This window comes from Actibacterium sp. 188UL27-1 (assembly GCF_016901225.1).
In the GTDB taxonomy this organism is placed as follows: Bacteria; Pseudomonadota; Alphaproteobacteria; order Rhodobacterales; family Rhodobacteraceae; genus 188UL27-1.
In genome coordinates, this window is record NZ_JAFEUL010000001.1 from 17,391 (window position 1) to 40,461 (window position 23,071).

Sequence of the window (23,071 nt, forward strand, 5' to 3'; positions counted from 1 at the left end):
TTAACAAGAATAAGTATCTTCATCGTTAATCTCCTTTAAAAAAGCGGTGGAAACGGGGCGCGTCCGGGACCTTCCTTCGACAATTGAATGGCTCGATCTGCCTTGCGGCATCCGGGCTTATTTGCTTTCACGGTGCCATGGCACTGACTACGGCATCGATTGAACAAACAGCCCCGGACCAGGCATCCCTGAAGGCGGCTGCCAAGCTGTTGTCACCGGCGAAATGGCCGGAACGGCTCATATCGGCGGACGATGGGTTGATCTGGGGGGCCTGCCAGGGATCAGGGGCAAACCCGTACCGCGTGGTGGTTGACCTGTCGGATCTGGGGGCAAAATGCAGCTGTCCGTCGCGCAAATTTCCGTGCAAACATGCCTTGGCCTTGATGCTTCTTTACGGGGAAGGTGCAGATGATTTCTTGCCCGGCACTGTACCCGACTGGGTGACCGAATGGCTGGGCCGCAGGCGCAAAACTGATACAGTTCCAAAAGATGAGATCATCGGGACCGGGAAGAGCCTTGCCGATGCGCTGAAAGATGACATCCCCGTCCCAGTTGATGCCAAAACCCAGGCACAGCGGGAGGCGGCCAAGCAAAAGCGTGCCGCGGCTACCCGCCAGGCGATTACCGATGGCATGGCCGATCTGGAGCGGTGGATTGCCGATCAATTGCGCACCGGCCTGTCAGACCTTCTGGGGGATCTCACACCACGTTGTCGTCGGATTGCGGCACGTCTGGTTGACGCCAAGGCGGGCACCCTGGCCGCGCGGATCGACGGCATTCCCGCGCGGGTCCTGGGCCTGCCGCAAGGCGACCGTGCCGATGCAGTGATCGCGGAATTGGGAAAGCTGGTTATCCTGTCCCGCGCCTGGGGCGATGGGGTCGCCGCGGATCCGTCCGTTCGGCGTGAGATCACGGGGGCGGAGCCACGCGATGCCCTATTGGCCAATACCGAAACGGTGCGGCAAACTGGCCTGTGGGAGGTTCTGGCCACGCGGGAGGAAACTCGCCGCGACAATCTGATTGCCCGGTCCACCTGGCTTTTGGCGCTGGATGGAGGTCATCGCTTTGCCCTGTTGCAGGATTTCTTTCCAGCAAGCACCGGGCGGCAGGGCGCGGCCTTTTCCCTAGGGGAGCAGTTCCATGCCGAGATGGCGTTTTATCCGTCGGCCCATCCCCTGCGCGCTCAGATCGTGGAACGGCGTCCTCGGGAGGGTCTGCGGCATTGGCCCGAAATCTCCCCCGCGACGGATGTTCTGAAATCCTTCGCCGCCGCCTTGGCACACGAACCGTGGCTGCTGGAACTGCCCATCCTGCTGCCCCAAGGCCGCGTGGCAGAGGCGGGCAGCACACCCTGGTGGTCAGGCGATCACGACACGGCGCTGCCTTTGTTGTCTGAAACTGTCGATCTTTCGCTCTGCGGCGCCGAAATCCAAAGTGCCGCTGTTTTGTGGAACGGTCACCGTGCCAGTCTTTTGGCTGCACAGACAAATCTGGGCCGGTTCCATGCCGATGGATGATCTGGCGCGGTTCGAAAGCGCCAAGCTGCGTTGGATGAGCGGGGGTGATGTTCCGACCGCGCCGGATCTTTCCGGCCCAGCGGCCCAGTTGCGCGAACTCGCCCTGGCCGGGCAGTTTCGCCAGACCTGCCTGCGCCCCACGCTGCCGGAAACCGCACGCCCTGTGCCCAACTACCCCCGTCTTGCCCTACCGCTTTTGCCCGAAAACCTGCGGCCGATCTTTCGCAGGCTGCTCTGCCCCGCGCAGAGCCGTGACTATATGCAGGCGTTGATCGGCTTCATGGCCTCCCGTGGTGTAATGGCGCATCCGTTCGACTGGCTGCCCCCGCGCGACACCGACGGCTATCCCGACATCTACATCCCCTTGGCCAAATGGCATGCCAGCGAGGATGCAGAGACAATCACCCCCGACCTGACCGAAGACAATTGGAGCGATCTGTTCCCGGCAGAGCGTCGGCTTGCGTTTGAAATCCTGCGCCAAGTCGATGCCGCTGCGGCCCGCGACCTGATGGTTGCCAAGGCGGGCACAGTTCCGGCAGAGGAACGCATGCGGCTTGTCGGCCTGTTCGCGGTTAATCTGGGCCACGACGATCAAGGCTATCTGGAAGGCCTCGTGGCATCCGACCGGTCCGGCAAGGTGAAGACCGCGGCGCGCCAATTGCTTGCCCGATTGGGTGTCGATGGGGAGGATGACGGGGCCCACGAGCTGGCGGATTTCTTGGAGGTCAGCTCAAAGGGTCTGCTGCGCCGCAATTCTGTCATCACGTTCCGCAAGAAACTGAATGATGTGCAGCGGCGACGGGCCTTTGCCTTACTTGATACGGTCTCGCTGCTGCAACTGGCCAACGCCCTGGATCATAGCCCGGCCCAGGTGATCGCGGCATGGACGGTCGATGAGCACCCGCTGATTGGCCCCTTCATCGGATGCCTGGCCCGCACGGCGACAAAGGATCAAATCTTGGCCTATTGGGAGCGGCTCTCGGCGGCCAAGACAGCGGGCTTCCTTTATCTGGGTCAGATCGCACCCCGCCTGAACCGCGCACATATCCTGGATCTGTCGGCCGGGCTGCTCAAGCAGGGGCGGCTGATCGACCTGAATGCCCTGTTGATGGTCACTGGCCCCGACCTTGATCCGCGGATTTGTGACCTGTTGCTCGCAACCGATGAAGTGCGCGATATCCTGGGCGGTGCGACCGTGGCGTCGGGCACGGATATGCCGGGCGATACCAAGGACCACCAGGCGCTTACCGTGTTGGAACCGGCCCTGCGCGCGCTTGGTCTTTTGCTGTCTTCGACCCATGCCATTCGGGTTCTTGAGACGCTGAAAGGCGCTGGCTTTCACAGTGCCCATCCCATTCTGTACTCCCTGACATTCAATATCGGCCTCAAAGGACCCCCGTCATGAGTGATATTCTAAGACAACCCGCCGAGGTCACTTGGAAAACTGAGCTTGATGCGCTGGCCGCCCATGACGACGCGCCCAAACCCGAAGGCTGGGCCCTGTCGCCGCAAGCGACGCTTACCTATCTGCTGGGCGGCGCGGCCAAGGATGGGACCGAGATTACGCCCAAATATGTTGGCCAACGCCGGTTGATGGAGACTGCCGTCGCGACCCTGGCCACGGACCGGGCGCTGCTGCTGCTGGGTGTGCCGGGCACCGCGAAATCCTGGGTGTCGGAACATCTGGCCGCCGCGATTGCGGGCGATTCCACGCTTGTGGTCCAATGCACTGCCGGGACGGATGAAAACCAGGTCCGCTATGGCTGGAACTATGCCCAACTCCTCGCCCACGGCCCCAGTACCGAGGCGCTGGTGCCCACGCCGCTTTACCGCGCGATGGATGGTGGCAAACTGTGTCGTCTTGAGGAACTGACCCGCATGGGATCAGACGTGCAGGACACGCTGATCACGGTCCTGTCGGAAAAGATGATGCCCATCCCCGAACTGAACTCCGCCGTCTACGCCAATCGCGGCTTCAACATCATCGCCACCGCCAACAACCGCGACAAAGGCGTGAATGAGCTGTCCTCCGCCCTCAAACGCCGCTTCAACGTGGTTGTCCTGCCCCTACCGGATGATATCGATGAAGAGGTCCAGATCGTCACCAAACGCGTCTCGGACATGGCCGAAAGCCTGCAACTTGCTGTGCCCAAGAACGCCGCGGCCGAGGTCATGCGCGTTGTCACCATCTTTCGTGAGTTGCGCGATGGCCGGACACTTGATGGCAAGACGGCCCTTAAGGCTCCTTCCGGCACGCTGTCCACGGCAGAGGCCATTGCCGTCATGGTCGGCGGCCTGTCCCAAGCCGCCTATTTCACCAACGGCACGCTAGATGTGGATGGCCTTGCCCCCAATATCCTGGGTGCGGTCGTCAAGGACCCGGTGCAGGACAAAACCGTGCTGGCCGAATACCTGGAAACCGTCGTCAAAAAGCGCCGGGACTATGCGGACTATTATTCTGTCCTGTCGGAAATGCTCTGACCCTTGCCCGCGCCGGTCACATATCTGGGCATTCGCCATCACGGGCCGGGATCTGCGCGTCAGGTCCTGGCCGCGTTGGAGGCATTGCAGCCCGCGCAGGTCCTGATTGAAGGCCCCGCCGATCTGACCGAGTTGATGGAGCCCCTGGGCCGTCCCGGCATCGTCCCGCCCGTCGCGCTTTTGGCCTATGCTGCCAAGGCTCCGGAATATGCCAGCTTTTGGCCATTTGCGGAGTTTTCCCCCGAATACCAGGCGATCAAATGGGCCTTTGCCCACGGCGCTGTGCCGAGCTTCATCGACTTGCCCGCCGCCACCAACCTGGCCGAGGCAGAACTTAACGCCAAGGTCGCCGACGCGCTCAAAGACCAGGATGGGGACGTTTTGGAGGAGATCGACGACACCGCCGTCACCCTGCCCGAACCTGCCACTGACGCCATCGCGCGGGATCCCATCGGGGCGCTCGCGCAGGCCGCGGGCTATGAAGACGGAGAAAGCTGGTGGTCCGATGTTATCGAGGAGAACCCGGACCCGGGTGAGGTCTTTGCGGCCATCGCCACCGCAATGGAGGCCCTGCGCGAAGGCCACATCCCCGACCGGCGGGAGGCCCAGCGGGAGGCGCATATGCGGCGCGCCATCGCCAAGGCCGCGCGCCACACCGAAGGCCCCATCGCGGTGGTTTGCGGGGCTTGGCACGTCCCTGCCTTGCGCGCCAAGGTCAAGGCCAGCGATGATACCGCCCTGCTGAAGGGCCTGCCCAAAACCAAGGTGCAGGCGACCTGGGCGCCTTGGACCTCCGCGCGCCTGGCCCGCGCGACGGGCTATGGCGCTGGCATCGAGGCCCCGCTTTGGTACGCGCATCTGTGGCAGCACGGCGTTGGCCAAAAGGCCGATGCGCTCTGGGTTGCCCGCATGGCGGAGGTCCTGCGCGACGAAGGGTTCGACGCCTCCACCGCGTCACTGATCGAAACCGTGCGCCTGACCCGGTCGCTGGCCGCAGTCCGCGAGAGGCCATCGCCGGGGTTCGAAGAGATGCGCGACGCTGCGATCTCCATCCTGATGCATGGCGAAACGCTGCCATGGCAGATCATCGAAACCCGCCTGCTGCTGGGTAGGGATGTGGGCCAGATCCCCGACAACCTGCCGCTTGCCCCGTTGCTTGACGACCTGCAACGCCAGCAGCGCAAGCTGCAACTCAAGCCGGAGGCCCTGGAACGCGAACTGTCCCTCGACCTGCGCAGCGAACGCGGCCTCGCGCGGTCGACCCTGCTGCACCGCCTGACCGCGCTCGACGTCCCCTGGGGCCAACTGACCGACCCTGGCCGCAGCCGCGGCACCTTCCGCGAGAAATGGTTGCTCGCCTGGCAGCCCGAATTTGCCGTTCGCCTGGTCGAACATCTGGTCTATGGCCCAACCATCGCTGCAGCCGCCGGGGGCCGCATGGCCGAGGCGATCCGGAGGGAGACCAAACTCTCCACCCTCGCCGAAACTGTCCGCGGCGCGTTGGTGGCCCAACTCCCGGACGTGGCCCAAACCGGCACCGAACGGCTCGACGCGCTGGCGGCCGAGACGGACGATTGCGCCACCTTGCTGGCCGCTATCCCGCCTATCGTCGACACGTTGCGCTATGGCACGGCCCGCGAAATGGCGTTGGACCAGATGGAAACCCTGCTGGATCGGTTGATCATCCAATCCGCCGTCGCACTGCCCTACGCCGCCCGCAATCTGGACGCTGACGCCGCCACCGCCTTGCGCGATCTGATCGACGCCACGGATCAGGCCATCGCCCTATCCGAACGCGCCGAACCGATCCGCGATGCCTGGATCGCCGCGCTGACCGATACGGGCCGTTCAGACAAGACCACGCCCCTGGTCGGCGGGCTGACGATGCGGCTGGCTTACGAGGTGGGCACCATCGCGGTCGAGGATCTGGCAAGCCTCATGAGCCTGCGCCTGTCGCAATCGCGCCCGGCCATTGAGGCTGCGGGCTTTTTTGAGGGGTTCTTTACCGGCGCGGGCCTGAAACTGGTCCATGACACCGACCTCCGCGTTGCCGTCGATGGTTGGGTCATGTCCCTGGATGAAGAGGCATTCACTGAAAACCTGCCCCTTTTCCGCCGCGTCTTCTCAACCCTCGATCGCAATGAACGCAAGGTCCTGCTGGAACACCTGCTGGGCCGGGCAGGGGGCAACCTGACCGCCACATTCGCTCCCGAGGCAGAGGCCCTTTGGGCGGCCCAACAGGCCACCATCAACCGTCTGTTCGAGGGCACATGACCGACCAGAAGGAACACGAACGCCGCTGGCGCATGGCCCTGGGTGAGACCGAAGATGCCGAAGGCTGCGGCCTGACGGATCGCGACATCGCAATGTCTGGCGCCCTCGACGCCCTGTACCAAGATGCAGGTGACGGAAAGCGCCGTGCAGGTCTGAGCAAATCCGCCCCCAAAGTTTCCCGCTGGTTGGGCGATATCCGCGAATACTTTCCTGGCCCCGTCGTGCAGGTCATCCAGAAAGACGCATTCGAACGGCTGGGCCTGCAGCAAATGCTGCTGCAACCTGAATTCCTGGAGGCGGTCGAGGCTGATGTCCACCTGGTGGCCGACCTGATCTCCCTGCGATCGGCGATGCCGGAAAAGACCATCGGAACGGCCCGTACCGTAGTGCAAAAAGTCGTCGATGACCTGATGGAGCGGCTGGAAAAGAAAACGTCCGATGCTATCCGGGGTGCCGTCAAAAAGGCCGCCCGCACCAACCGGCCCCGGTTCGCCGATATCGACTGGCCCCGCACGATCCGCGCGAACCTGCAACATTACCAGGCGGATTACCAAACGGTGGTGCCCGAAAAACTGGTGGGCTTCCTGCGCCAGCAGCGCCGCCTGGCCGATCTGGATGAGGTCGTGTTGTGCGTCGACCAATCGGGCTCCATGGCAACGTCCGTGGTCTATTCGTCGATCTTTGCCGCCGTCATGGCCTCGATCCCGTCGGTCGCTACCAAACTGGTTTGCTTTGACACCGCGATCATCGACCTGACCGAGGATCTGGAGGACCCGGTCAAGGTCCTGTTTGGCGTTCAACTGGGGGGCGGCACCGATATCAACCGCGCCGTCGCCTATTGCGAAGACCGGATGGAAAAGCCGTCAAAAACCCATTTCCTGCTGATCACAGACCTGATGGAAGGCGGCGATGCCAAAGCCCTGATCGCACGCCTCGCGGGAATGATCGCTCAAGGCGTCAACGTGATCGTCCTGTTGGCCCTGACGGATGAAGGACGCCCGTATTATGACAGCGACATGGCCGCCAAGGTGTCCGCCCTTGGTGCGCCGGTTTTTGCCTGCACGCCTGATCAGTTCCCTGATCTTATGGCCACCGCCCTGGCGCGGGGCGATATCCAAACCTGGGCCGCTGGCCACGACATCAAGACGATCCGCCAGGGCGAGCCGGATGCGGATGCCGGTCAGAACTTATAGGTGACCCCGAAATTGATGGCGTTGGTCACGATGTCGGTCTCGAATGAACCGCCGCCATCGAGATCCGCCTCGTTCGACGAAAATGTCCCTTTATATTCCGTGAACAGTGCCCAGGTCTCGTTCAGGTCAAAAGACGCGCCCGCCGCCCACATTACGGCGGGCCCGGTCAATTGATATTCGAACGTTTTGTCCGGCCCCCGTTCCACATCGACATGGGGAACCGAGATGCCGACCCCACCGCCAACATAGGGGGTGATCTGACCCTTCAACCATTGGTTGGGCCAGCGATAAAAGATGTTGGCCGTGATGATGTTCAATCCGTCGGTCAGCTCGAAACTTTCGAACCCGTTATCGTCCAACGTATCATCATCGGCATAGACCTTGGCGTGGTTCAGTTCTGCACCAAAGCCCCAGTTTTCATTGCGCCACCACGTTCCGCGCACACCGTAATACGGGGGCGCCTCAAACGGGCGGCCTTCCCATTCGGACAGGAAACTGAACTCTCCGGTACTGTCTTCACCTTCGACCCGACTATGGGGGGCGGTCTGGAAGCCGGTATAGATGCTGAGTTCGAAATCGGCCATTGCCGGCGCAGTCATCGCCAACCCAAGACCTGTTGCCAATGTCAGAATGCGTTGCATGTCCCGCCTCCGGTGATCTATCTGTACTGCCTTGTTCAGTTATGTCGGATACCATGCCCATGGGCCAAGTACAGGGGGCCGCCGATCACATCTTTACCCTGCGGCCAAATTTCACCCATGGCGGTGTTATTTCGCCACAGACCGATCAACCGTCCCTGCACACGCGCGGCGGATCCCTCGAATTCGATTGAATAAAGCGCCGTGCCATTGCAATTATGCGACACCCTGCCGCGGCTGCGCTGCATTGTCCGGTGGACGGTCAATTATTGCCGCTCTACATGAGCGATTAACACCCAATGGTTTATGCCACGGGTCTTGAATTCAGTGCGCCACGCAACGGTGCCAGACGAAGGGGAACCGGACCATGTCCCAAACTGACGATCATGAAGGCACACGCCGCGATTTTCTGTATTACGCCACGGCTGGCGCCGGGGCTGTTGTTGCCGGTGCTGCGGGCTGGGGGATGGTGAACCAGATGAACCCATCCGCTGACGTGCAGGCGCTCAGCTCGATCCGCGTCGATGTATCTGGTATTGAGCCTGGCACGCAAATCACCGTGAAATGGTTGGGTAAGCCTGTCTTCATTCGCCGCCGGACCGAGGAAGAAATCGCCGAGGCCGCGGCGGTGGAATTGTCGGAACTTCCCGACCCGATAGCGCGTAATGAAAACATTGGTGATGCACCAGCGGATGACGCAAACCGTGCTCTGACCCCGCCCGAAGACAGCGAAGATGCGCTGCCAGGCGAATGGTTGGTCATGATGGGCGTGTGTACGCATCTGGGTTGCGTGCCCCTTGGTGATGCAGGTGATTTTAATGGCTGGTTCTGTCCATGCCATGGCTCGCACTATGATACCGCTGGCCGTATTCGCCGGGGCCCGGCCCCGACCAACCTGCCGGTGCCAATCGCAGAATTCGTGGACGCATCCACAATCAAATTGGGTTAAAGGGAGAAAACCGCATGTCTGGAATTCCTCACGACCATTATGAGCCTAAGACGGCTGGTGAGAAGTGGCTGCATAAGCGTCTCCCCATCGTTGGCTTGCTGGCCGATACGATCCTTATTCCAACACCCAAAAATCTGAATTGGATGTGGATCTGGGGCATCGTGCTGACATTCTGTCTGGCGCTTCAGATCATCACAGGGATCATCCTGGTGATGCATTATACGCCCCATGTCGATCACGCCTTTGCCAGTGTTGAGCACATCATGCGCAACGTGAATGGTGGTCATATGCTGCGGTATCTGCACCAAAACGGAGCGTCGCTATTCTTTATCGCGGTCTATCTGCACATCTTCCGTGGCCTCTATTACGGCTCCTACAAAGCCCCGCGCGAAGTTACCTGGATCATCGGCATGTTGATCTACCTGCTGATGATGGGCACCGCATTCATGGGCTATGTGCTGCCATGGGGCCAGATGTCATTCTGGGGTGCAACCGTGATCACCGGCCTGTTTGGCGCAATCCCCTTCATTGGTGAACCGATCCAGACATGGCTGCTTGGTGGACCGGCGGTTGATAACGCGACGCTGACGCGCTTCTTCTCGCTCCACTACCTGTTCCCGTTCATCATCGCGGGACTGGTCATCGTACATATCTGGGCCTTCCACACCACGGGCAACAACAACCCGACCGGCGTGGAAGTGCGCCGTGGCAGCAAGGAAGAGGCGGAGCGGGATACCCTGCCATTCTGGCCATACTTCGTGATGAAAGACCTATTCGCGTTAGGCCTGATCATGGTGGTGTTCTTTGCCATCGTCGGCTTCATGCCCAACTATCTGGGCCACCCCGATAACTATATCGAGGCGAACCCTCTGTCGACACCTGCTCACATCGTGCCCGAATGGTATTTCCTGCCCTTCTACGCGATCCTGCGCGCCTTCACCGCAGATGTTTGGCTTGTGCAGATCGTGCAGTTCTTAAGCTTTGGCATCATCGATGCGAAATTCTTCGGAGTGCTGGCCATGTTTGGTGCGATCGCCGTCATGGCTCTGGCACCGTGGCTCGATACATCGTCGGTCCGCTCCGGTCGGTATCGCCCGATGTTCAAATGGTGGTTTGCGCTGCTGGTTGTCGACTTCATCGCCCTGACTTGGCTTGGTGCCATGCCAGCGGAGGAGCCGTATGCCAGCTTGTCACTCATCGCGTCGGCCTATTGGTTTGCCTATTTCCTGGTGATCCTGCCCCTGCTCGGAGTGATCGAGAAACCGACACCGCAACCAGCTACGATCGAAGAAGACTTCAAGGCGCATTTGGCTGCCAAGGCGTCCTCGGCCAGTGGGTCCGCCGCGGCCACACCGGCTGAATAAAGAAAGGGAGCGTCTGATTATGCTCAGGAACCTAACCTTAGCTGCGCTCACCAGTATCACCCTCGCGGGTGGTGCCTGGGCGGCCGGTGGCGATGGCCATATTGACGATTACAGTTTTTCGTTCGAAGGACCGTTTGGCACCTTCGACCAGATGCAACTGCAACGTGGCCTTCAAGTCTATACCGAGATCTGTTCAAGCTGCCATGGTTTGAAATTCGTACCGATCCGGACGCTGGCCGATCCCGGCGGGCCACAACTGCCCGAAGATCAAGTGCGCGCCTATGCCGAGCTTTATGAGGTGTGGGATCCCGAACTTCTGGACGGCGAGGGTGATTTTCGCGCCGCAAGGCCGACTGACCATTTCCCGGCATCCAGTATGTCGAACGCGCCTGACCTGAGCCTCATGGCCAAAGCCCGCGCTGGCTTTCACGGCCCCTACGGTACCGGTATGGCACAGCTCTTTAAAGGCATGGGCGGACCGGAATACATCACATCCCTGCTGGTCGGTTACACCGGCGAAGACAAGGAAGAGGCGGGTGTTGTCCTTTACGAAAACACCGCCTATCCCGGCGGCTGGATTGCGATGGCGCCACCGCTCTACGGAGATGATGTGGAATATGAGGACGGTGCCTCCGCCGAGCTTGAAGCGGTCGCACAGGACGTTTCCGCGTTTCTGATGTGGACGGCCGAACCAAAGATGATGGCGCGTAAGCAGACCGGTTTTGTGGCTGTGATCTTTCTCGGCATCCTGACTGTGCTGCTCTACCTGACCAACAAGCGTATCTGGGCGCCGGTCAAAACGCGCGCAAAGAGCACGCCGGCAGAATAACTCGGCCAGCTGCTAGATTTTTATGAAAAGCGCGCCTTCGGGCGCGTTTTTTTCATTATGTGTCAAAGAGTTCAGCGCGTCTTCCTGGTATACCACAGGATAATCGTGTAGGTTGCAGATATAGTCACAATTCAAACCGGAAAGGAGGCACCCCTTGGGGCAACCCGTATCTTGATCATTGCACTAGAGCTGTTTTTCATTTGGGCCGTTTACACACTCTACGGCCTCGCCACCGAAACGCCGCTGCCTGTCTGGGCTACCAGTTTTCTGGTCATCGCCACGGACCGCGCGACGGGTTTCATCACCGACAAAGCCAAAGCCCGACGACGGGACCTACCCGGGTAGATCACGTTCTGCTTGTGTGTTGCCGTCCCGAAACTGGGATATTTTGACCTACAACACAGACTGTTCTGCCGCGCGCCTTGGCAATCTCCCGCCTGACCGCTAAGCGAAGACCATGAGTTTTAACGCCTTTGGTCATCTGTTTCGCGTCACCACTTGGGGGGAGAGCCACGGCCCGGCTTTGGGGGCCACGGTCGATGGCTGTCCGCCGGGCGTGCCCCTGACCGAGGCTGACATTCAAACCTGGCTCGACAAGCGCAAACCCGGCCAGAACCGCTATACGACCCAAAGACGGGAAGCCGACGCGGTGGAGATCCTGTCTGGCGTCTTTGAGGGTCAGACGACCGGCACGCCGATCCAGTTGATGATCCGCAACACAGACCAGCGGTCCAAGGATTATGGCGGTATTGCCCAAACCTTTCGCCCCGGCCACGCAGATATCACCTACTGGCAGAAATACGGGATCCGCGACTATCGTGGCGGCGGCAGGTCATCGGCCCGGGAAACCGCGGCGCGTGTAGCAGCTGGTGGCGTCGCGCGTGCCGCACTGGCACAATTGGCGCCAGAATTGCAGATCAAAGGCTATATGGTCCAGATGGGCCCCCATAGCATTGATCGCGCGCGCTTCGACTGGACCGAAATCGACCAGAACCCGTTCTGGACGCCCGACCCCCAAGCGGCCGAAGATTGGGCGACCTATCTGGACGGATTGCGCAAATCCGGATCCTCCGTCGGTGCGATGATCGAGGTCTCGGCCCGAGCTGTACCTGTGGGCCTTGGCGCGCCGATCTATGCCAAACTGGATACGGATATCGCTGCGGGCCTGATGTCGATCAACGCCGTGAAGGGCGTTGAGATCGGCGAAGGCATGCAGGCCGCTGTGTTAACCGGAGAAGCCAATGCCGACGAGATCACGATGGGCGAGGACGGTCCGATTTACAGCTCGAACCATGCCGGTGGCATCCTGGGGGGCATTTCCACGGGTCAGGACATCGTGGCACGGTTCGCGGTAAAGCCGACCTCGTCCATTCTGACCCCCCGTGCGTCGATCACCAAATCCGGCGAGACGACCGAGGTGGTCACAAAAGGCCGCCATGACCCTTGCGTGGGTATTCGCGCGGTCCCCGTCGGGGAGGCGATGGTGGCCTGTACGCTGCTGGATCACCTCTTGTTGCATCGTGGCCAGGTGGGCGACGGTATCAAAGGCAGGATCGGCTAACAACAAGGCGGGCATCCTGACCGGCCAAGCTTGCGTCGAATACTTGTCTTGCGATTAACGCAGCGATCGGTGCGTATGTATGGTTTGTGTATGTAATATGTACGCTGTGCATATTACATGCGCCGGGGGGTCAGACCATGCGAATGACGGCCTTGTCGATGGCCAGGACATAGCCGCGCCGGGCAATATTCTTGACCAACATTTCGCTGACCATCTGATTGCCCAAGGCATCGCGCAGGCGCTTGATCCGGGTGGCGCCAGCAGCTTCGTCACAGTCTTCCGAAGACCGGCCGGAAATCACACTCTCGATTTCGGATCCACTCAGCACGTCTTCATCCATGCGTGCCTCGGCCAGAACCGACAGCGTCTCAATCGCGGCTTCGGTCAGTTTGAATTCCATGTTGTTAAGATAGACGGCCCGCTCTTCCCGGCTGATAATCAGGGAGGTGACCTGGAGGCCAGCGCGCTCAATCTCTTCCATGCGGCGGTTCAAGGCGATGATCGTGACCAGGAACACTAGGCTCGCAATCAAAAGCGCGCTGGAAAAGACCAACAACACAAATATTACCACCCTATAGCTGGACAGCACACCGGAAAACGAGGTGCCGCTTTCAGCCAGGATTTCCAGCAACTTTATCTCGGCGTTCGAGGTCAGGTTGTCATTTTCGACAAAGATCCGCTCTACCTTCGTGTTGAAGGCATTGGCATCGGGCAGGTTCAAAAACAAAAACAGCGCCGCCGTCAGCAAAATCACCACGATGGCGATCATCCCGACAATAACGACCCGGTTGCCCGACCTGCGGGTATCAGTAACGGAGGTAGAAGCTTCCTGCACTCTGGCGCCTTTCCTGCAGACCCGCATCGTCAAAGACCGACAAAACATTCAACAACGTCCAGCCCTCGCCTGCAATCCGCCGGGCGATTTCGTTCGCTGCGGCGCGGGCCGAACACTGTCCGCTCAGTTGGATGACCCCGTAATGCAGGCGCAACGGGTTGTCGCGCTTGGCCTTGTAGTCGGCATAGCAGGCAGCATGGGCCGGGCCTGCCAGCAGAATGGCGCCCAGAAGTGCCAGGATTTTGAGTGTCTGTATCATGGGACCGACAATGGCCAGATGTCGCCGGATATTCAATAACTGCGGGGCTTTGGCCCGCGTGATATTCGATAACACCGCGCCGTAATTGCCTGTCACAGGTGGCACGACCCATCCTCTGTCCATCGCAACCGGCCTCATTCGGCCCGACTGTCCCCACGGAGGATGCCCCATGATTAAGTTCTTTACCGCAAGCATATTTGCCATCGCCCTCACCCTGACCTCGTTGGTACCTTCGCCGGTGCAAGCCCGAGATCGGGATGACGTGGCGCGCCTGGTGATCGGTGCCGCTGCCTTGGCGATCATTGCCAAAAGCATTGATGACAAGCGCAAGCGTGACAAGAAACGCGAAAAGGCCAAGCGCGCGAAAAAGCGTAGCCACGCCCAGGTTCCCGTGGTTCGGGGCACACCGCGACGCCATGGTGGACATAATGCGATTGCGACCATTCCCGGCTCATGCGAGCGGATCATAGATACCCGCAACGGGCCGCGCCGGTTCTTTGGCCGCCCTTGTCTGGACCGCACGGGTTTCAGCGGACGGCTTCCGCAAACCTGCTTGCGCACCCTGGATCTGCCGCGCCGGACTGTGGCGGCCTATGGCAAGCGCTGCCTGCTGAACCGGGGCGTGCGTATTCGCGGATAACCAGTTGAGGCAGGATGGCGCATCGGCTCTTTGAGATCCTTTGGCGATGCGCACCTGTCGGCAGCGGGGCACCTGATGTGATCCCCACACACCAGCACCGGGTGCCCCAGGGGGCGGGAGGATTTGGCCCTCCCGCCCCTTTTTCGTTGCAGGCCTGGGCTGGTCCTGCTTTGACTTCGGGATGCGATCTGTCCCTGATTTCCAATTCGAGACCCAGTTGTTGGAGCGCGGCCTGACCCACATTGCCGGGGTTGACGAGGTCGGGCGGGGACCATTGGCTGGCCCGGTCACGGCCGCGGCCGTGATCCTGGACCCAAACGCGGTCCCAGACGGTTTGAATGACAGCAAGCAATTGACGGCCCGGCGGCGGGAGGCGCTGGCGGAGCAACTACATGAGAGTGCGCAGGTCAGCATCGTCCATGTGGGGGTCGCGGATATCGAGGTCCTCAACATCCTTAATGCGGCGCAAAAGGCGATGGCCTTGGCCGTGGCGGGGTTGGCGCGGCCGGCCTGTCACGCATTGATCGATGGAAACCGTGTGCCTGGCGATCTGGTATGTCCCGCAACACCGCTGGTCAAAGGTGATACGCGCAGCCTGTCTATTTCCGCGGCGTCCATCGTGGCGAAAGTGGCCCGTGACCGGATCATGGTGGATTTGGCGCAACAGCATCCCGGCTATGGCTGGGAGAGCAACATGGGCTATCCCACAGCTGTGCATTTAAAGGCACTGCAAGACCTTGGGATCACCCCACATCATAGACGTTCCTTTGCACCAGTCCGCAATATCTTGTGGCAAGAAAAAAGTCCAAGTTATTGATTCAAGAAAGAAATTGACCACGAATCGCCTTTGACTCATCTTTGCCTCAACTCCCGCGGCGCAGATTGTGCCCAGCCAGAGGCGACCATGACCAAGACGAGCGAGACCCGGGCAGGCAAGGCCGTGCTGCCATTGAATACGATCCTTGCTGGCGACTGTGTGGCCGCGATGGATGCATTGCCTGCGGCAAGTATCGATCTGATCTTCGCAGATCCGCCTTATAATCTGCAGCTCAAGACGAGCCTGCATCGCCCTGATAACAGCCGGGTTGATGCCGTCGATGATGACTGGGATAAGTTTTCCAGCTTTGCGGCCTATGACCGGTTCACCCATGGCTGGCTGCGGGCGGCGCGGCGTGTGTTGAAGCCCAATGGCGGGATCTGGGTCATCGGCAGCTATCACAATATCTATCGGGTCGGAGCACAGTTGCAGGATGCCGGATATTGGATCCTGAATGATGTGGTCTGGCGCAAATCGAACCCGATGCCGAACTTTCGCGGCAAGCGGCTGACGAATGCCCATGAGACGATGATCTGGGCCAGCCGATCCGAGGGTGCAAAATACACGTTCAACTACGAAGCGCTGAAAGCGTTGAACGAGGGCGTGCAGATGCGGTCCGATTGGGTTTTGCCGCTGTGTACGGGGCATGAACGTCTGAAGGACGAGAAGGGCGAGAAGGCCCATCCGACACAAAAGCCCGAAAGCCTGTTGCACCGGGTTCTGGTTGGCACGACCAATCCGGGCGATGTCGTTCTGGACCCGTTTTTTGGCACAGGCACAACCGGTGCAGTGGCCAAGATGCTGGGCCGTGACTTCATCGGGATCGAACAGGATGCGGGATACCGGGATTTAGCCGACAAGCGCATTGCCAAGGTGCGGCGGCTGGAGCGTGCGGCATTGGAGGTTACGACCTCCAAGCGGGCCGAGCCGCGGGTGCCCTTTGGTCAATTGGTGGAGCGCGGCATGTTGCGGCCCGGCGAAGTCCTGACGTCCCCGCGGGGACAGACCGCAAAGGTGCGCGCCGACGGCACATTGGTTGCCGCTGAGGTCAAGGGATCGATCCACCAGGTGGGCGCGGCGTTGGAAGGGGCGCCGTCTTGTAACGGTTGGACCTATTGGCATTTCTCGCGCGATGGCGCGCCGGTCTCGATCGATGTTCTGCGCCAGCAGATCCGGGCCGAGATGCGGCTGCGCCCCAGCTAACACAGAGGTTACCGCCCGTGCCTGTGGCCCCTGCTGCCGCGGCACATACCTTGCCCCGCCCGTCAAACGGCGGGGCTTTTTTCGGGCCGGTAGTGCTCCCGCCAGCCGGGGTGGCGCAGCAAGCTGCGACCCCCGGCTGTTGGGCCGGGCCGCGCTGGCGCGCGGTTGCCTCCGGCGGGGATATTTTGGAACACATAACGGGAGGGGCGGGTGTGCTGGACTGACGTGGCGTCCTGCGTGACTTGGGGAGGTATCCTGCGCATGAGTGACGTAAACGTAAAGGGAGGCCTTGATGACCCATTATCCGCACATGCTTGCCCCGCTTGATCTGGGGTTCACGACCCTGAAAAACCGTGTGTTGATGGGGTCGATGCATACCGGTCTGGAAGAGACCAAGGATTGGAACCGGGTCGCCACCTTTTACGCGGAGCGTGCTGCGGGGCAGGTTGGTTTGATCGTCACGGGTGGGATGGCGCCCAATGCAGAAGGTGGTGTGTTTCCCGGGGCGGCCGGGCTTTATACGCCAGAGGATATCGCCAACCATCGGGTCGTCACGGACCGTGTCCACGGGGCCGGTGGCAAGATCGCGATGCAGATCCTGCATGCCGGGCGCTATGCCTACAGCCCGAATTGCGTGGCACCGAGTGCGGTGAAATCACCAATCTCCCCCTTTCCACCCAAGGAGCTGGACGCGGCGGGCATTGAAAAGCAGATTACCGATATTGCGACCGCTGCGGCGCGGGCCCGCGAAGCTGGCTATGATGGCGTGGAAATCATGGGGTCAGAGGGCTACTTCCTGAACCAGTTCCTGGTGACCCATACCAACAAACGCGATGATGAATGGGGCGGGTCCTATGGGAACCGGATGCGTTTACCGGTTGAGGTCGTACGCCGGGTGCGGGCGGCGGTGGGCCCCGATTTCATCGTGATCTACCGGCTGAGCATGATCGACCTGATCCCCAACGGCTCGACCCACGAGGAAGTCGTGGAACTTGCCCAGGCGGTTGAAGCGGCGGGTGCCACGATCCTGAACACGGGGATTGGCTGGCACGAGGCGCGGATCCCGACCATTGCGACGTCAGTGCCCCGCCGCGCCTTTGCCTGGGTCACGCAAAAACTGATGGGGAAGGTTGGGATCCCGGTTATCACCTCGAACCGGATCAATACGCCCGAGGTCGCGGAGGCGGTGCTGGCAGAGGGATGTGCCGACATGATCTCGATGGCGCGACCGTTCCTTGCGGATGCCGAGTTTGTTGCAAAGGCGGCAGCGGGCCAGGCGGCCCGGATCGCGCCCTGTATTGCGTGCAACCAGGCCTGCCTGGATCATACGTTTAGCGGCAAGCTGACATCGTGTTTGGTGAACCCGCGGGCCTGCCATGAGACGGACCTGTCCTACGATGCGGTTGGGGTTCCCAAGACTGTTGCCATTGTGGGGGCGGGCCCAGCTGGGCTGGCCACAGCCATTGTCGCAGCAGAGCGTGGTCACAAGGTCACCGTCTTTGAACAGGCCGATCAGATTGGCGGGCAGTTGAACATGGCGCGGGTTATTCCGGGCAAGGAGGAATTTCACGGGTTGGTCGACTGGTTTGCCACCATGGTCAAGCATCACGGCGTCGACATTCGATTGAACACCAAAGCCACCGTGGATGTGCTGGTTCCGTTCGATGAGGTGATCATCGCCACCGGCGTACGACCGCGCGACCCTGAGATGGAAGGCCAGGATGGCGCCAATGTCCTGAGCTATGTTGATGTTCTGCGCCACAAGGCCCCGGTGGGCGAGCGTGTCGTGATTGTCGGCGCAGGCGGGATTGGGTTCGATACGGCGCAGTTCCTGGCCCATGGTATACAGAGCCCGACCGAGGATCTGGATCTGTGGAAAGAGATCTGGGGCGTCGGTGATCCCGCTGAAACCCCCGGTGGCCTGGCCGCCGCTGGACCGAAACCGGAAACGTCTGTCCGGCAGATCACGCTGCTGCAGCGCAAGGCCGAGAAGCTGGGCAAGCGGTTGGGGAAAACCACCGGCTGGATCCACCGGTCCGAGTTGAAGATGCTGGGTGTCGAAATGAAGGGTGGCGTGAATTACGAAAAGATCACCGCTGATGGGCTGACCGTCAGCTACGGCGCTGCGCGCGAGACACCGGAGACCATTCAGGCAGATACGATCGTGCTCTGCGTCGGGCAGGTTCCTGAGCGAAGGCTTGCCGATGATCTGGCTGCGGCTGGCAAGAAAGCGCACGTCATCGGAGGGGCGGACGTGGCAGTCGAACTGGATGCCAAACGCGCCATTGATCAGGGCAGCCGGTTGGCCGCGACGCTCTAGCCAACGTTTGTTGACCTTTGCTGATCGACAGGTCGATGGGAGGTAACGGGCATGGCACGATCCTGCCGACTGCATCGGTCTTGCCGACAATCCATGCCATAACCCCGATATTGTCTGTGCAATGGCGCAATCCTGCCCGAATTGTCCCGCATATGCGATCACGGAGATACTTGAGGAAGGGAACGGAATGGATCGTCTCACCGAGATGGAGGCATTCGCCACGGTCGTTGACCAAGGTGGTTTTACCGATGCGGCTAAGAAGATGGGTATCTCGAAGTCGGCTGTCTCCAAGCATGTCTCATCGCTTGAGGCGCGACTTGGAGCACGGTTGCTGAACCGTACGACCCGCCGGGTCAGCCCGACCGAGATTGGGCTGGCCTATTACGACCGCGCCCGCCGCGTGCTGAACGATGCTGGTGAAGCCGATGCGCTGGTCACCTCGATGCAGTCTGCGCCATCGGGCCTGCTGCGGATCAGTGTGGCAACGGATTTTGGCGTGAACCATTTGTCGCCTGTGCTGGGCGACTTCCTGGCGGAATTCCCGGATATCACCGTGAATATGGTGCTGAACAATCGCTACGTTGAACTGATCTCCGAAGGGTTCGACATGGCCATTCGCGTCGGTGATCTGGAAGACAGCACCTTGCGGGCCCGCAAGCTGACCGAGACGTCGAAACGGATGATTGCGGCCCCGGCCTATTTCGAGAAATACGGCCGTCCTGAAAAGATTGACGACCTGAACGAGCACAAGCTGCTGCACTATTCCAACCAGTCGTCGGGCAATGTCTGGAAGCTGACCGCACCCTCGGGCGAGAAGCGGCAGGTGCGCACGGCTGGCTGGTTGACCGTGAATGACGGTCAGTCCCTGCTGAACGCCGCTGTGTCCGGTTTGGGCATCGCCTATCTGCCGAATTACCTTTACGCGGATGCTCTGGCACAGGGAACGGTCGAAGAAGCCATTCCCGATCTACCGGTTGAGATGCTGGGCATCTATGCTGTTTACCCGCCCGGGCGGTTCACACAGCCCAAGGTGCGCGCCTTCATCGATTTCCTGGTCGAGGCGTTCAATGGAAAAGGCCCGACCTCCTGGTAGGGCCCCGACATTTCATGACGCGAAGCCGCAGCATCAGCTGCGGCTTATTTCATTAGATCCGCTCGAATTATTCCGTCGAACTCAGGATGACCTCGACCCGGCGGTTCTGGGTGCGTCCCGCTTCGGTCAGGTTGGTCGTCAGGGGGGCCAGAAAACCGACCCCCTCGGCTTTCACCTGATCCGACGGCACACCAAAGCTGTCCACCAGGCGCTGGCTCACGGAACTGGCGCGTTTCTTGGAAAGCGCGATGTTGCCCGCCAGGGACCCTTCGGCATCGGTGTGACCAACAAGGACAATGCTGCGCTTGGGGTTTGCCAGCAGATAGGTGGCCAACAGATCGAGCGAGGCGAAATCCTGTTGCCCCAGATCGGCAGAGCCGGTGTTGAATGTCAGATCGTTCAAAACGGCGCGGCCGCTTTGTTCCAGCGCGTTGATCAGCGGCTTGTCATTTCCGATCACGATGCTGCGGGTGGGTGCTGTCGGGATCGGCGCAGTTGCATCGGGGTTCTTGGTGGAGGTCACCACCTTCTCATCCCCGGGCAGGGCAGGGCCGACGCGGGTTAGTTGGACAAACCCCTTGGCGCTGGATCGACTGACCATCAGGCTGACAAATTCGGCGGTTTTGCCCGTGCCGCGTTGGGCGGACAGAAACCGGTAATCGCCAAGATCCACATGCATGTCAGGCTCTGCCATGACCTGGGTTGCATAACGGAAATCAAAGCCGCCACATCGGCGCGCCTCGCATTCGAACAAAATATCGAAGTCCAGGTCAACAAGCTGCGCCCGTAGCGGTGCCAGGATCTGCAAGGTCGTCACGCCGGGTGCCGCCATCTGCCAGGCTTGCCGCTGAACTTCACCCTCTACCCGGACGGCGGGCACCTTGTCGCCCGCGAATGCACCGGTTGGCAGTTGGTAGCTGCCGAGGGGAGTCATCTCTTTGGCCACTTGCCGGGCCGAACCCGGAAAGTCCAGGGTCAGCGCATGAGCAGCGCTACCAACCGCGAGAGCGGCGCAAATGAGGCTGGATCGACAGATCATCGGTTTTGGCCGTGATACTCCGGGTTCGGTTGCATATCGGTGGCCGCCGCCACGCGGTTGGTCATGTTGAAGAAACCGGCCACAGAAGCGATATCCCAGATATCGCGCTCACCAAAGCCAACATCACGCAGCTTTTTCCGGTCATCCTCTTCTACCTTGTCAGTTGATTCGGTCAACTTTGCGGCAAAATCCAACATTGCGCGTTCACGTGGAGTTAACGGCGCGACGCGGTAATTCATCACCAGCATCTCGCCCAATTCGGGCTTGCCGGACAGGGCTCGCACTGCCTGACCATGGGCCACGAGGCAGTAAAAGCATTTGTTGATGGAGGAGACGACGACGGCGATCATCTCCCGGTCCAGCTTGCTCAGCCCGCTTTGGCCCAGCATCAGGTCATTGTACAGCGCGGTGAATGCGTTCAGTTTTTCGATATCGAACGCATAGGCGCGCAGAACGTTGGGAACGAGTCCCAGTTTCTCGACACATATGTCGAAGTATTTCTGTGTTTCCGGAGGGAGTGGATCAACCATGGGAAGATCCAACGCCGTCGGCGCATCCATATGTTTGGTCAACCTGCCTGCCCTCTGGTTAGGTCACTGGGGCTTTTGCCTATAATGATAGTGTCCCACGGTCCGCATGCCGAGGGAAGTATAGAGTGCGCGTGCCCCTGTATTGGCATGCGTCACAGCAACACATAATGTGCCAGCCCCTTGATCTTGGGACCAGATCGCAGCTGCCCGCATCATGTTGCGTGCCAAGTTCTGCCGACGAAAATCCGGATGCACGTCAATTGCATGCGCCATGGCGGTTTCACCGTCGCATGCCACAAAACCAACGCCTGCAATCTGGTCATGGAGGCGCCCCATCAACGTGCATTTCGCCCCCTGCGCCCGGGACATGACGGCAATACGCGGGGCGTGAATGCCGCCCATGGCCCAAAGTTCGGTCTGCACATGCAGTGGGGGCCATGCCACGGTAAATGCCGTGACGGGTGGGGGATTCTCGATGATTTGCGCCACCGGTCCGGCCATCAAAAGGGTTTCATCTTTTTTGATGTAGCCTTGGCTGGCCAGTTGATCGTCTATCGCGTCGTCCCCGTGCTGAACCCGCACCACCGCGGGCTGGTCCAGCTCAGCCTGGGCCTGTTCCATGACCGCGACATCGGCCTTTGGTGCATCAACCGTGGCCGCGGAAACACGATTGCCGCCGCCCTGGCCTTCGCGAATGGTCCAACCCTTCACTTGGACAGTGCGGGCCGCAGGCCAGGTCCGGTCGAGCGTGTGGTAGAGTTCGGTTGCGGTCACTCCACCCCCTCGGGGAACAGCGTGGACAGTCCCGCCATGGCGTGTTGCAGGCGATCAGCTTGCGTCCCGCGGACAACGATATTGGCCCCAAAGACCCCGTCACGCTGGAAGGGGTAGGACCCAAAGGACAGGTCCGCATATTCGGCTGCCAGCACACCCAAAGGCCCGGCAATGTCACCCTCGCCCCGTTCGACCCGAAGACTGCGAGACAAAAGGGGCGCACCGCCCGTCAGATGCGCCAGCACTGTCGCGACCATCGCCTGAAAGACCTTGGGAACGCCTGCCATCACATGGACATTGCCGATTGTGAAGCCCGGTGCGACCGATACAGGGTTGTCGATCAACACGGCCCCGGCGGGGATGCGGGCCATGCGCAAGCGTGCGTCGTTCAATTCGGATCCGGTTTTGGCGTAATGCGCGGCCAACAGCGCGCGGGCATCGTCGCGGATATCAATGGACACATCGAACGCGGCTGCGATGCAATCGGCGGTGATATCATCATGGGTGGGACCGATGCCGCCCGAGGTAAAGACATGGGTCCACCGCAGGCGCAGGGCATTGACTGCCTCCACGATCGCATCGGGATCATCGGCCACAATACGCACTTCGCGCAGGTCAATCCCGCGTTCGGTCAACTGACCGGCAAGGTGATGCATGTTGGCGTCGCGCGTGCGGCCTGACAGGATCTCGTCCCCGATAACCAGCATTGCCGCGGTCGGATTGGCCATGTCGTGTACTCCTTGCCCTGTCATCTG

General features: G+C 60.6%; 23 protein-coding genes. 16 read left to right on the top strand and 7 right to left on the bottom strand.

Annotated features, from left to right (window positions below):
- Window positions 1-137: 137 nt before the first annotated feature.
- From IU397_RS00095 to IU397_RS00115, 5 genes are read left to right on the top strand one after another with little or no spacing between them, the layout of a single operon-like run.
- A complete protein-coding gene (locus IU397_RS00095; RefSeq protein ID WP_204409304.1) occupies window positions 138-1,517 on the top strand; it encodes an SWIM zinc finger domain-containing protein in 1,380 nt (459 codons plus the stop codon).
- A complete protein-coding gene (locus tag IU397_RS00100) occupies window positions 1,504-2,922 on the top strand; it encodes a DUF5691 domain-containing protein (RefSeq protein ID WP_204409305.1) in 1,419 nt (472 codons plus the stop codon). The genes IU397_RS00095 and IU397_RS00100 overlap by 14 nt, the downstream gene beginning before the upstream one ends.
- On the top strand, window positions 2,919-3,998 hold the full coding sequence (locus tag IU397_RS00105; protein WP_204409306.1) for an AAA family ATPase: 1,080 nt from the start codon (window positions 2,919-2,921) through the stop codon (window positions 3,996-3,998). Before IU397_RS00100 ends, IU397_RS00105 begins: the two co-directional genes overlap by 4 nt.
- 3 nt (window positions 3,999-4,001) lie before the next feature.
- Window positions 4,002-6,272: a DUF5682 family protein gene (locus IU397_RS00110; protein WP_204409308.1), complete on the top strand. Its 2,271-nt coding sequence runs from the start codon at window positions 4,002-4,004 to the stop codon at window positions 6,270-6,272.
- Window positions 6,269-7,465 (top strand): VWA domain-containing protein, encoded by a 1,197-nt coding sequence (locus IU397_RS00115; RefSeq protein ID WP_204409310.1) that lies wholly within the window; start codon window positions 6,269-6,271, stop codon window positions 7,463-7,465. The genes IU397_RS00110 and IU397_RS00115 overlap by 4 nt, the downstream gene beginning before the upstream one ends.
- Here the strand turns inward: IU397_RS00115 and IU397_RS00120 are convergent.
- Entirely contained in the window at window positions 7,453-8,106 is a 654-nt protein-coding gene (locus IU397_RS00120; RefSeq protein ID WP_204409311.1) for an outer membrane protein, read from the bottom strand. The genes IU397_RS00115 and IU397_RS00120 overlap by 13 nt on opposite strands.
- A gap of 59 nt (window positions 8,107-8,165) precedes the next feature.
- Here IU397_RS00120 and IU397_RS23535 point away from each other — a divergent pair, with 59 nt between their 5' ends.
- The 6 genes from IU397_RS23535 to aroC all read left to right on the top strand — a co-directional run bounded on the left by IU397_RS23535 (window position 8,166) and on the right by aroC (window position 12,806).
- Complete coding sequence (locus IU397_RS23535; RefSeq protein WP_255569752.1) at window positions 8,166-8,297, top strand: hypothetical protein; 132 nt, start codon at window positions 8,166-8,168, stop codon at window positions 8,295-8,297.
- 173 nt (window positions 8,298-8,470) lie between these two features.
- The gene (gene petA, locus IU397_RS00125) at window positions 8,471-9,052 is read left to right on the top strand and encodes a ubiquinol-cytochrome c reductase iron-sulfur subunit (RefSeq protein WP_204409312.1); all 582 of its coding nucleotides are present in this window, start codon (window positions 8,471-8,473) and stop codon (window positions 9,050-9,052) included.
- Between the two features lie 14 nt (window positions 9,053-9,066).
- Window positions 9,067-10,416, top strand: a complete 1,350-nt coding sequence (gene petB / locus IU397_RS00130; RefSeq protein WP_204409314.1) for a cytochrome b — start codon at window positions 9,067-9,069, stop codon at window positions 10,414-10,416.
- Between the two features lie 19 nt (window positions 10,417-10,435).
- Window positions 10,436-11,245 carry a cytochrome c1 gene (locus IU397_RS00135; RefSeq protein WP_204409315.1) on the top strand — a complete coding sequence of 270 codons (810 nt, stop codon included), beginning with the start codon at window positions 10,436-10,438 and terminating at the stop codon, window positions 11,243-11,245.
- A gap of 171 nt (window positions 11,246-11,416) precedes the next feature.
- Window positions 11,417-11,590 (top strand): hypothetical protein, encoded by a 174-nt coding sequence (locus IU397_RS00140; protein ID WP_204409317.1) that lies wholly within the window; start codon window positions 11,417-11,419, stop codon window positions 11,588-11,590.
- 112 nt (window positions 11,591-11,702) lie between these two features.
- Window positions 11,703-12,806, top strand: coding sequence for a chorismate synthase (aroC, locus tag IU397_RS00145; protein ID WP_204409325.1), 1,104 nt, complete (start codon window positions 11,703-11,705; stop codon window positions 12,804-12,806).
- Between the two features lie 130 nt (window positions 12,807-12,936).
- Here aroC and IU397_RS00150 read toward each other — a convergent pair whose 3' ends face one another.
- Window positions 12,937-13,641, bottom strand: a complete 705-nt coding sequence (locus IU397_RS00150) for a response regulator transcription factor (RefSeq protein WP_204409327.1) — start codon at window positions 13,639-13,641, stop codon at window positions 12,937-12,939.
- Window positions 13,613-14,005, bottom strand: a complete 393-nt coding sequence (locus tag IU397_RS00155; protein ID WP_370541582.1) for a hypothetical protein — start codon at window positions 14,003-14,005, stop codon at window positions 13,613-13,615. Before IU397_RS00155 ends, IU397_RS00150 begins: the two co-directional genes overlap by 29 nt.
- Window positions 14,006-14,069: 64 nt before the next feature.
- Here IU397_RS00155 and IU397_RS00160 point away from each other — a divergent pair, with 64 nt between their 5' ends.
- The 5 genes from IU397_RS00160 (at window position 14,070) to IU397_RS00180 (ending at window position 19,973) form a co-directional block, all read left to right on the top strand.
- Window positions 14,070-14,540: a hypothetical protein gene (locus IU397_RS00160; RefSeq protein ID WP_204409329.1), complete on the top strand. Its 471-nt coding sequence runs from the start codon at window positions 14,070-14,072 to the stop codon at window positions 14,538-14,540.
- Window positions 14,541-14,721: 181 nt separating this feature from the next.
- On the top strand, window positions 14,722-15,357 hold the full coding sequence (locus tag IU397_RS00165) for a ribonuclease HII (protein ID WP_204409331.1): 636 nt from the start codon (window positions 14,722-14,724) through the stop codon (window positions 15,355-15,357).
- 87 nt (window positions 15,358-15,444) lie between these two features.
- Window positions 15,445-16,560: a site-specific DNA-methyltransferase gene (locus tag IU397_RS00170; RefSeq protein WP_204409332.1), complete on the top strand. Its 1,116-nt coding sequence runs from the start codon at window positions 15,445-15,447 to the stop codon at window positions 16,558-16,560.
- Window positions 16,561-16,852: 292 nt separating this feature from the next.
- Window positions 16,853-18,880 carry an NADPH-dependent 2,4-dienoyl-CoA reductase gene (locus tag IU397_RS00175; protein ID WP_204409334.1) on the top strand — a complete coding sequence of 676 codons (2,028 nt, stop codon included), beginning with the start codon at window positions 16,853-16,855 and terminating at the stop codon, window positions 18,878-18,880.
- Between the two features lie 187 nt (window positions 18,881-19,067).
- Window positions 19,068-19,973, top strand: coding sequence for a LysR family transcriptional regulator (locus IU397_RS00180; protein WP_204409336.1), 906 nt, complete (start codon window positions 19,068-19,070; stop codon window positions 19,971-19,973).
- Between the two features lie 67 nt (window positions 19,974-20,040).
- Here IU397_RS00180 and IU397_RS00185 read toward each other — a convergent pair whose 3' ends face one another.
- The 4 genes from IU397_RS00185 to IU397_RS00200 all read right to left on the bottom strand — a co-directional run bounded on the left by IU397_RS00185 (window position 20,041) and on the right by IU397_RS00200 (window position 23,044).
- Window positions 20,041-20,907 carry an OmpA family protein gene (locus IU397_RS00185; RefSeq protein WP_239479511.1) on the bottom strand — a complete coding sequence of 289 codons (867 nt, stop codon included), beginning with the start codon at window positions 20,905-20,907 and terminating at the stop codon, window positions 20,041-20,043.
- Between the two features lie 101 nt (window positions 20,908-21,008).
- Window positions 21,009-21,572 (bottom strand): peroxidase-related enzyme, encoded by a 564-nt coding sequence (locus tag IU397_RS00190; protein WP_204410536.1) that lies wholly within the window; start codon window positions 21,570-21,572, stop codon window positions 21,009-21,011.
- Between the two features lie 33 nt (window positions 21,573-21,605).
- A complete protein-coding gene (locus tag IU397_RS23755; RefSeq protein ID WP_204409340.1) occupies window positions 21,606-22,316 on the bottom strand; it encodes a GNAT family N-acetyltransferase in 711 nt (236 codons plus the stop codon).
- On the bottom strand, window positions 22,313-23,044 hold the full coding sequence (locus IU397_RS00200) for a molybdopterin-binding protein (RefSeq protein WP_204409342.1): 732 nt from the start codon (window positions 23,042-23,044) through the stop codon (window positions 22,313-22,315). Before IU397_RS00200 ends, IU397_RS23755 begins: the two co-directional genes overlap by 4 nt.
- Window positions 23,045-23,071: the final 27 nt, after the last annotated feature.

Bases quoted from the DNA above. Each gene is read 5' to 3' on its own strand.
- IU397_RS00165 (WP_204409331.1), top strand. From the start codon at position 14,722: ATGCGATCTGTCCCTGATTTCCAATTCGAGACCCAGTTGTTGGAGCGC.
- IU397_RS00175 (WP_204409334.1), top strand. From the start codon at position 16,853: ATGACCCATTATCCGCACATGCTTGCCCCGCTTGATCTGGGGTTCACG.
- IU397_RS00185 (WP_239479511.1), bottom strand. From the start codon at position 20,907: ATGACTCCCCTCGGCAGCTACCAACTGCCAACCGGTGCATTCGCGGGC.
- aroC (WP_204409325.1), top strand. From the start codon at position 11,703: ATGAGTTTTAACGCCTTTGGTCATCTGTTTCGCGTCACCACTTGGGGG.
- IU397_RS23535 (WP_255569752.1), top strand. From the start codon at position 8,166: ATGGGCCAAGTACAGGGGGCCGCCGATCACATCTTTACCCTGCGGCCA.
- IU397_RS00170 (WP_204409332.1), top strand. From the start codon at position 15,445: ATGACCAAGACGAGCGAGACCCGGGCAGGCAAGGCCGTGCTGCCATTG.
- IU397_RS00095 (WP_204409304.1), top strand. From the start codon at position 138: ATGGCACTGACTACGGCATCGATTGAACAAACAGCCCCGGACCAGGCA.
- petA (WP_204409312.1), top strand. From the start codon at position 8,471: ATGTCCCAAACTGACGATCATGAAGGCACACGCCGCGATTTTCTGTAT.
- IU397_RS00190 (WP_204410536.1), bottom strand. From the start codon at position 21,572: ATGGATGCGCCGACGGCGTTGGATCTTCCCATGGTTGATCCACTCCCT.
- IU397_RS00120 (WP_204409311.1), bottom strand. From the start codon at position 8,106: ATGCAACGCATTCTGACATTGGCAACAGGTCTTGGGTTGGCGATGACT.
- IU397_RS00160 (WP_204409329.1), top strand. From the start codon at position 14,070: ATGATTAAGTTCTTTACCGCAAGCATATTTGCCATCGCCCTCACCCTG.
- IU397_RS00200 (WP_204409342.1), bottom strand. From the start codon at position 23,044: ATGGCCAATCCGACCGCGGCAATGCTGGTTATCGGGGACGAGATCCTG.
- IU397_RS00105 (WP_204409306.1), top strand. From the start codon at position 2,919: ATGAGTGATATTCTAAGACAACCCGCCGAGGTCACTTGGAAAACTGAG.
- IU397_RS00135 (WP_204409315.1), top strand. From the start codon at position 10,436: ATGCTCAGGAACCTAACCTTAGCTGCGCTCACCAGTATCACCCTCGCG.
- IU397_RS00180 (WP_204409336.1), top strand. From the start codon at position 19,068: ATGGATCGTCTCACCGAGATGGAGGCATTCGCCACGGTCGTTGACCAA.
- petB (WP_204409314.1), top strand. From the start codon at position 9,067: ATGTCTGGAATTCCTCACGACCATTATGAGCCTAAGACGGCTGGTGAG.
- IU397_RS00115 (WP_204409310.1), top strand. From the start codon at position 6,269: ATGACCGACCAGAAGGAACACGAACGCCGCTGGCGCATGGCCCTGGGT.
- IU397_RS00100 (WP_204409305.1), top strand. From the start codon at position 1,504: ATGCCGATGGATGATCTGGCGCGGTTCGAAAGCGCCAAGCTGCGTTGG.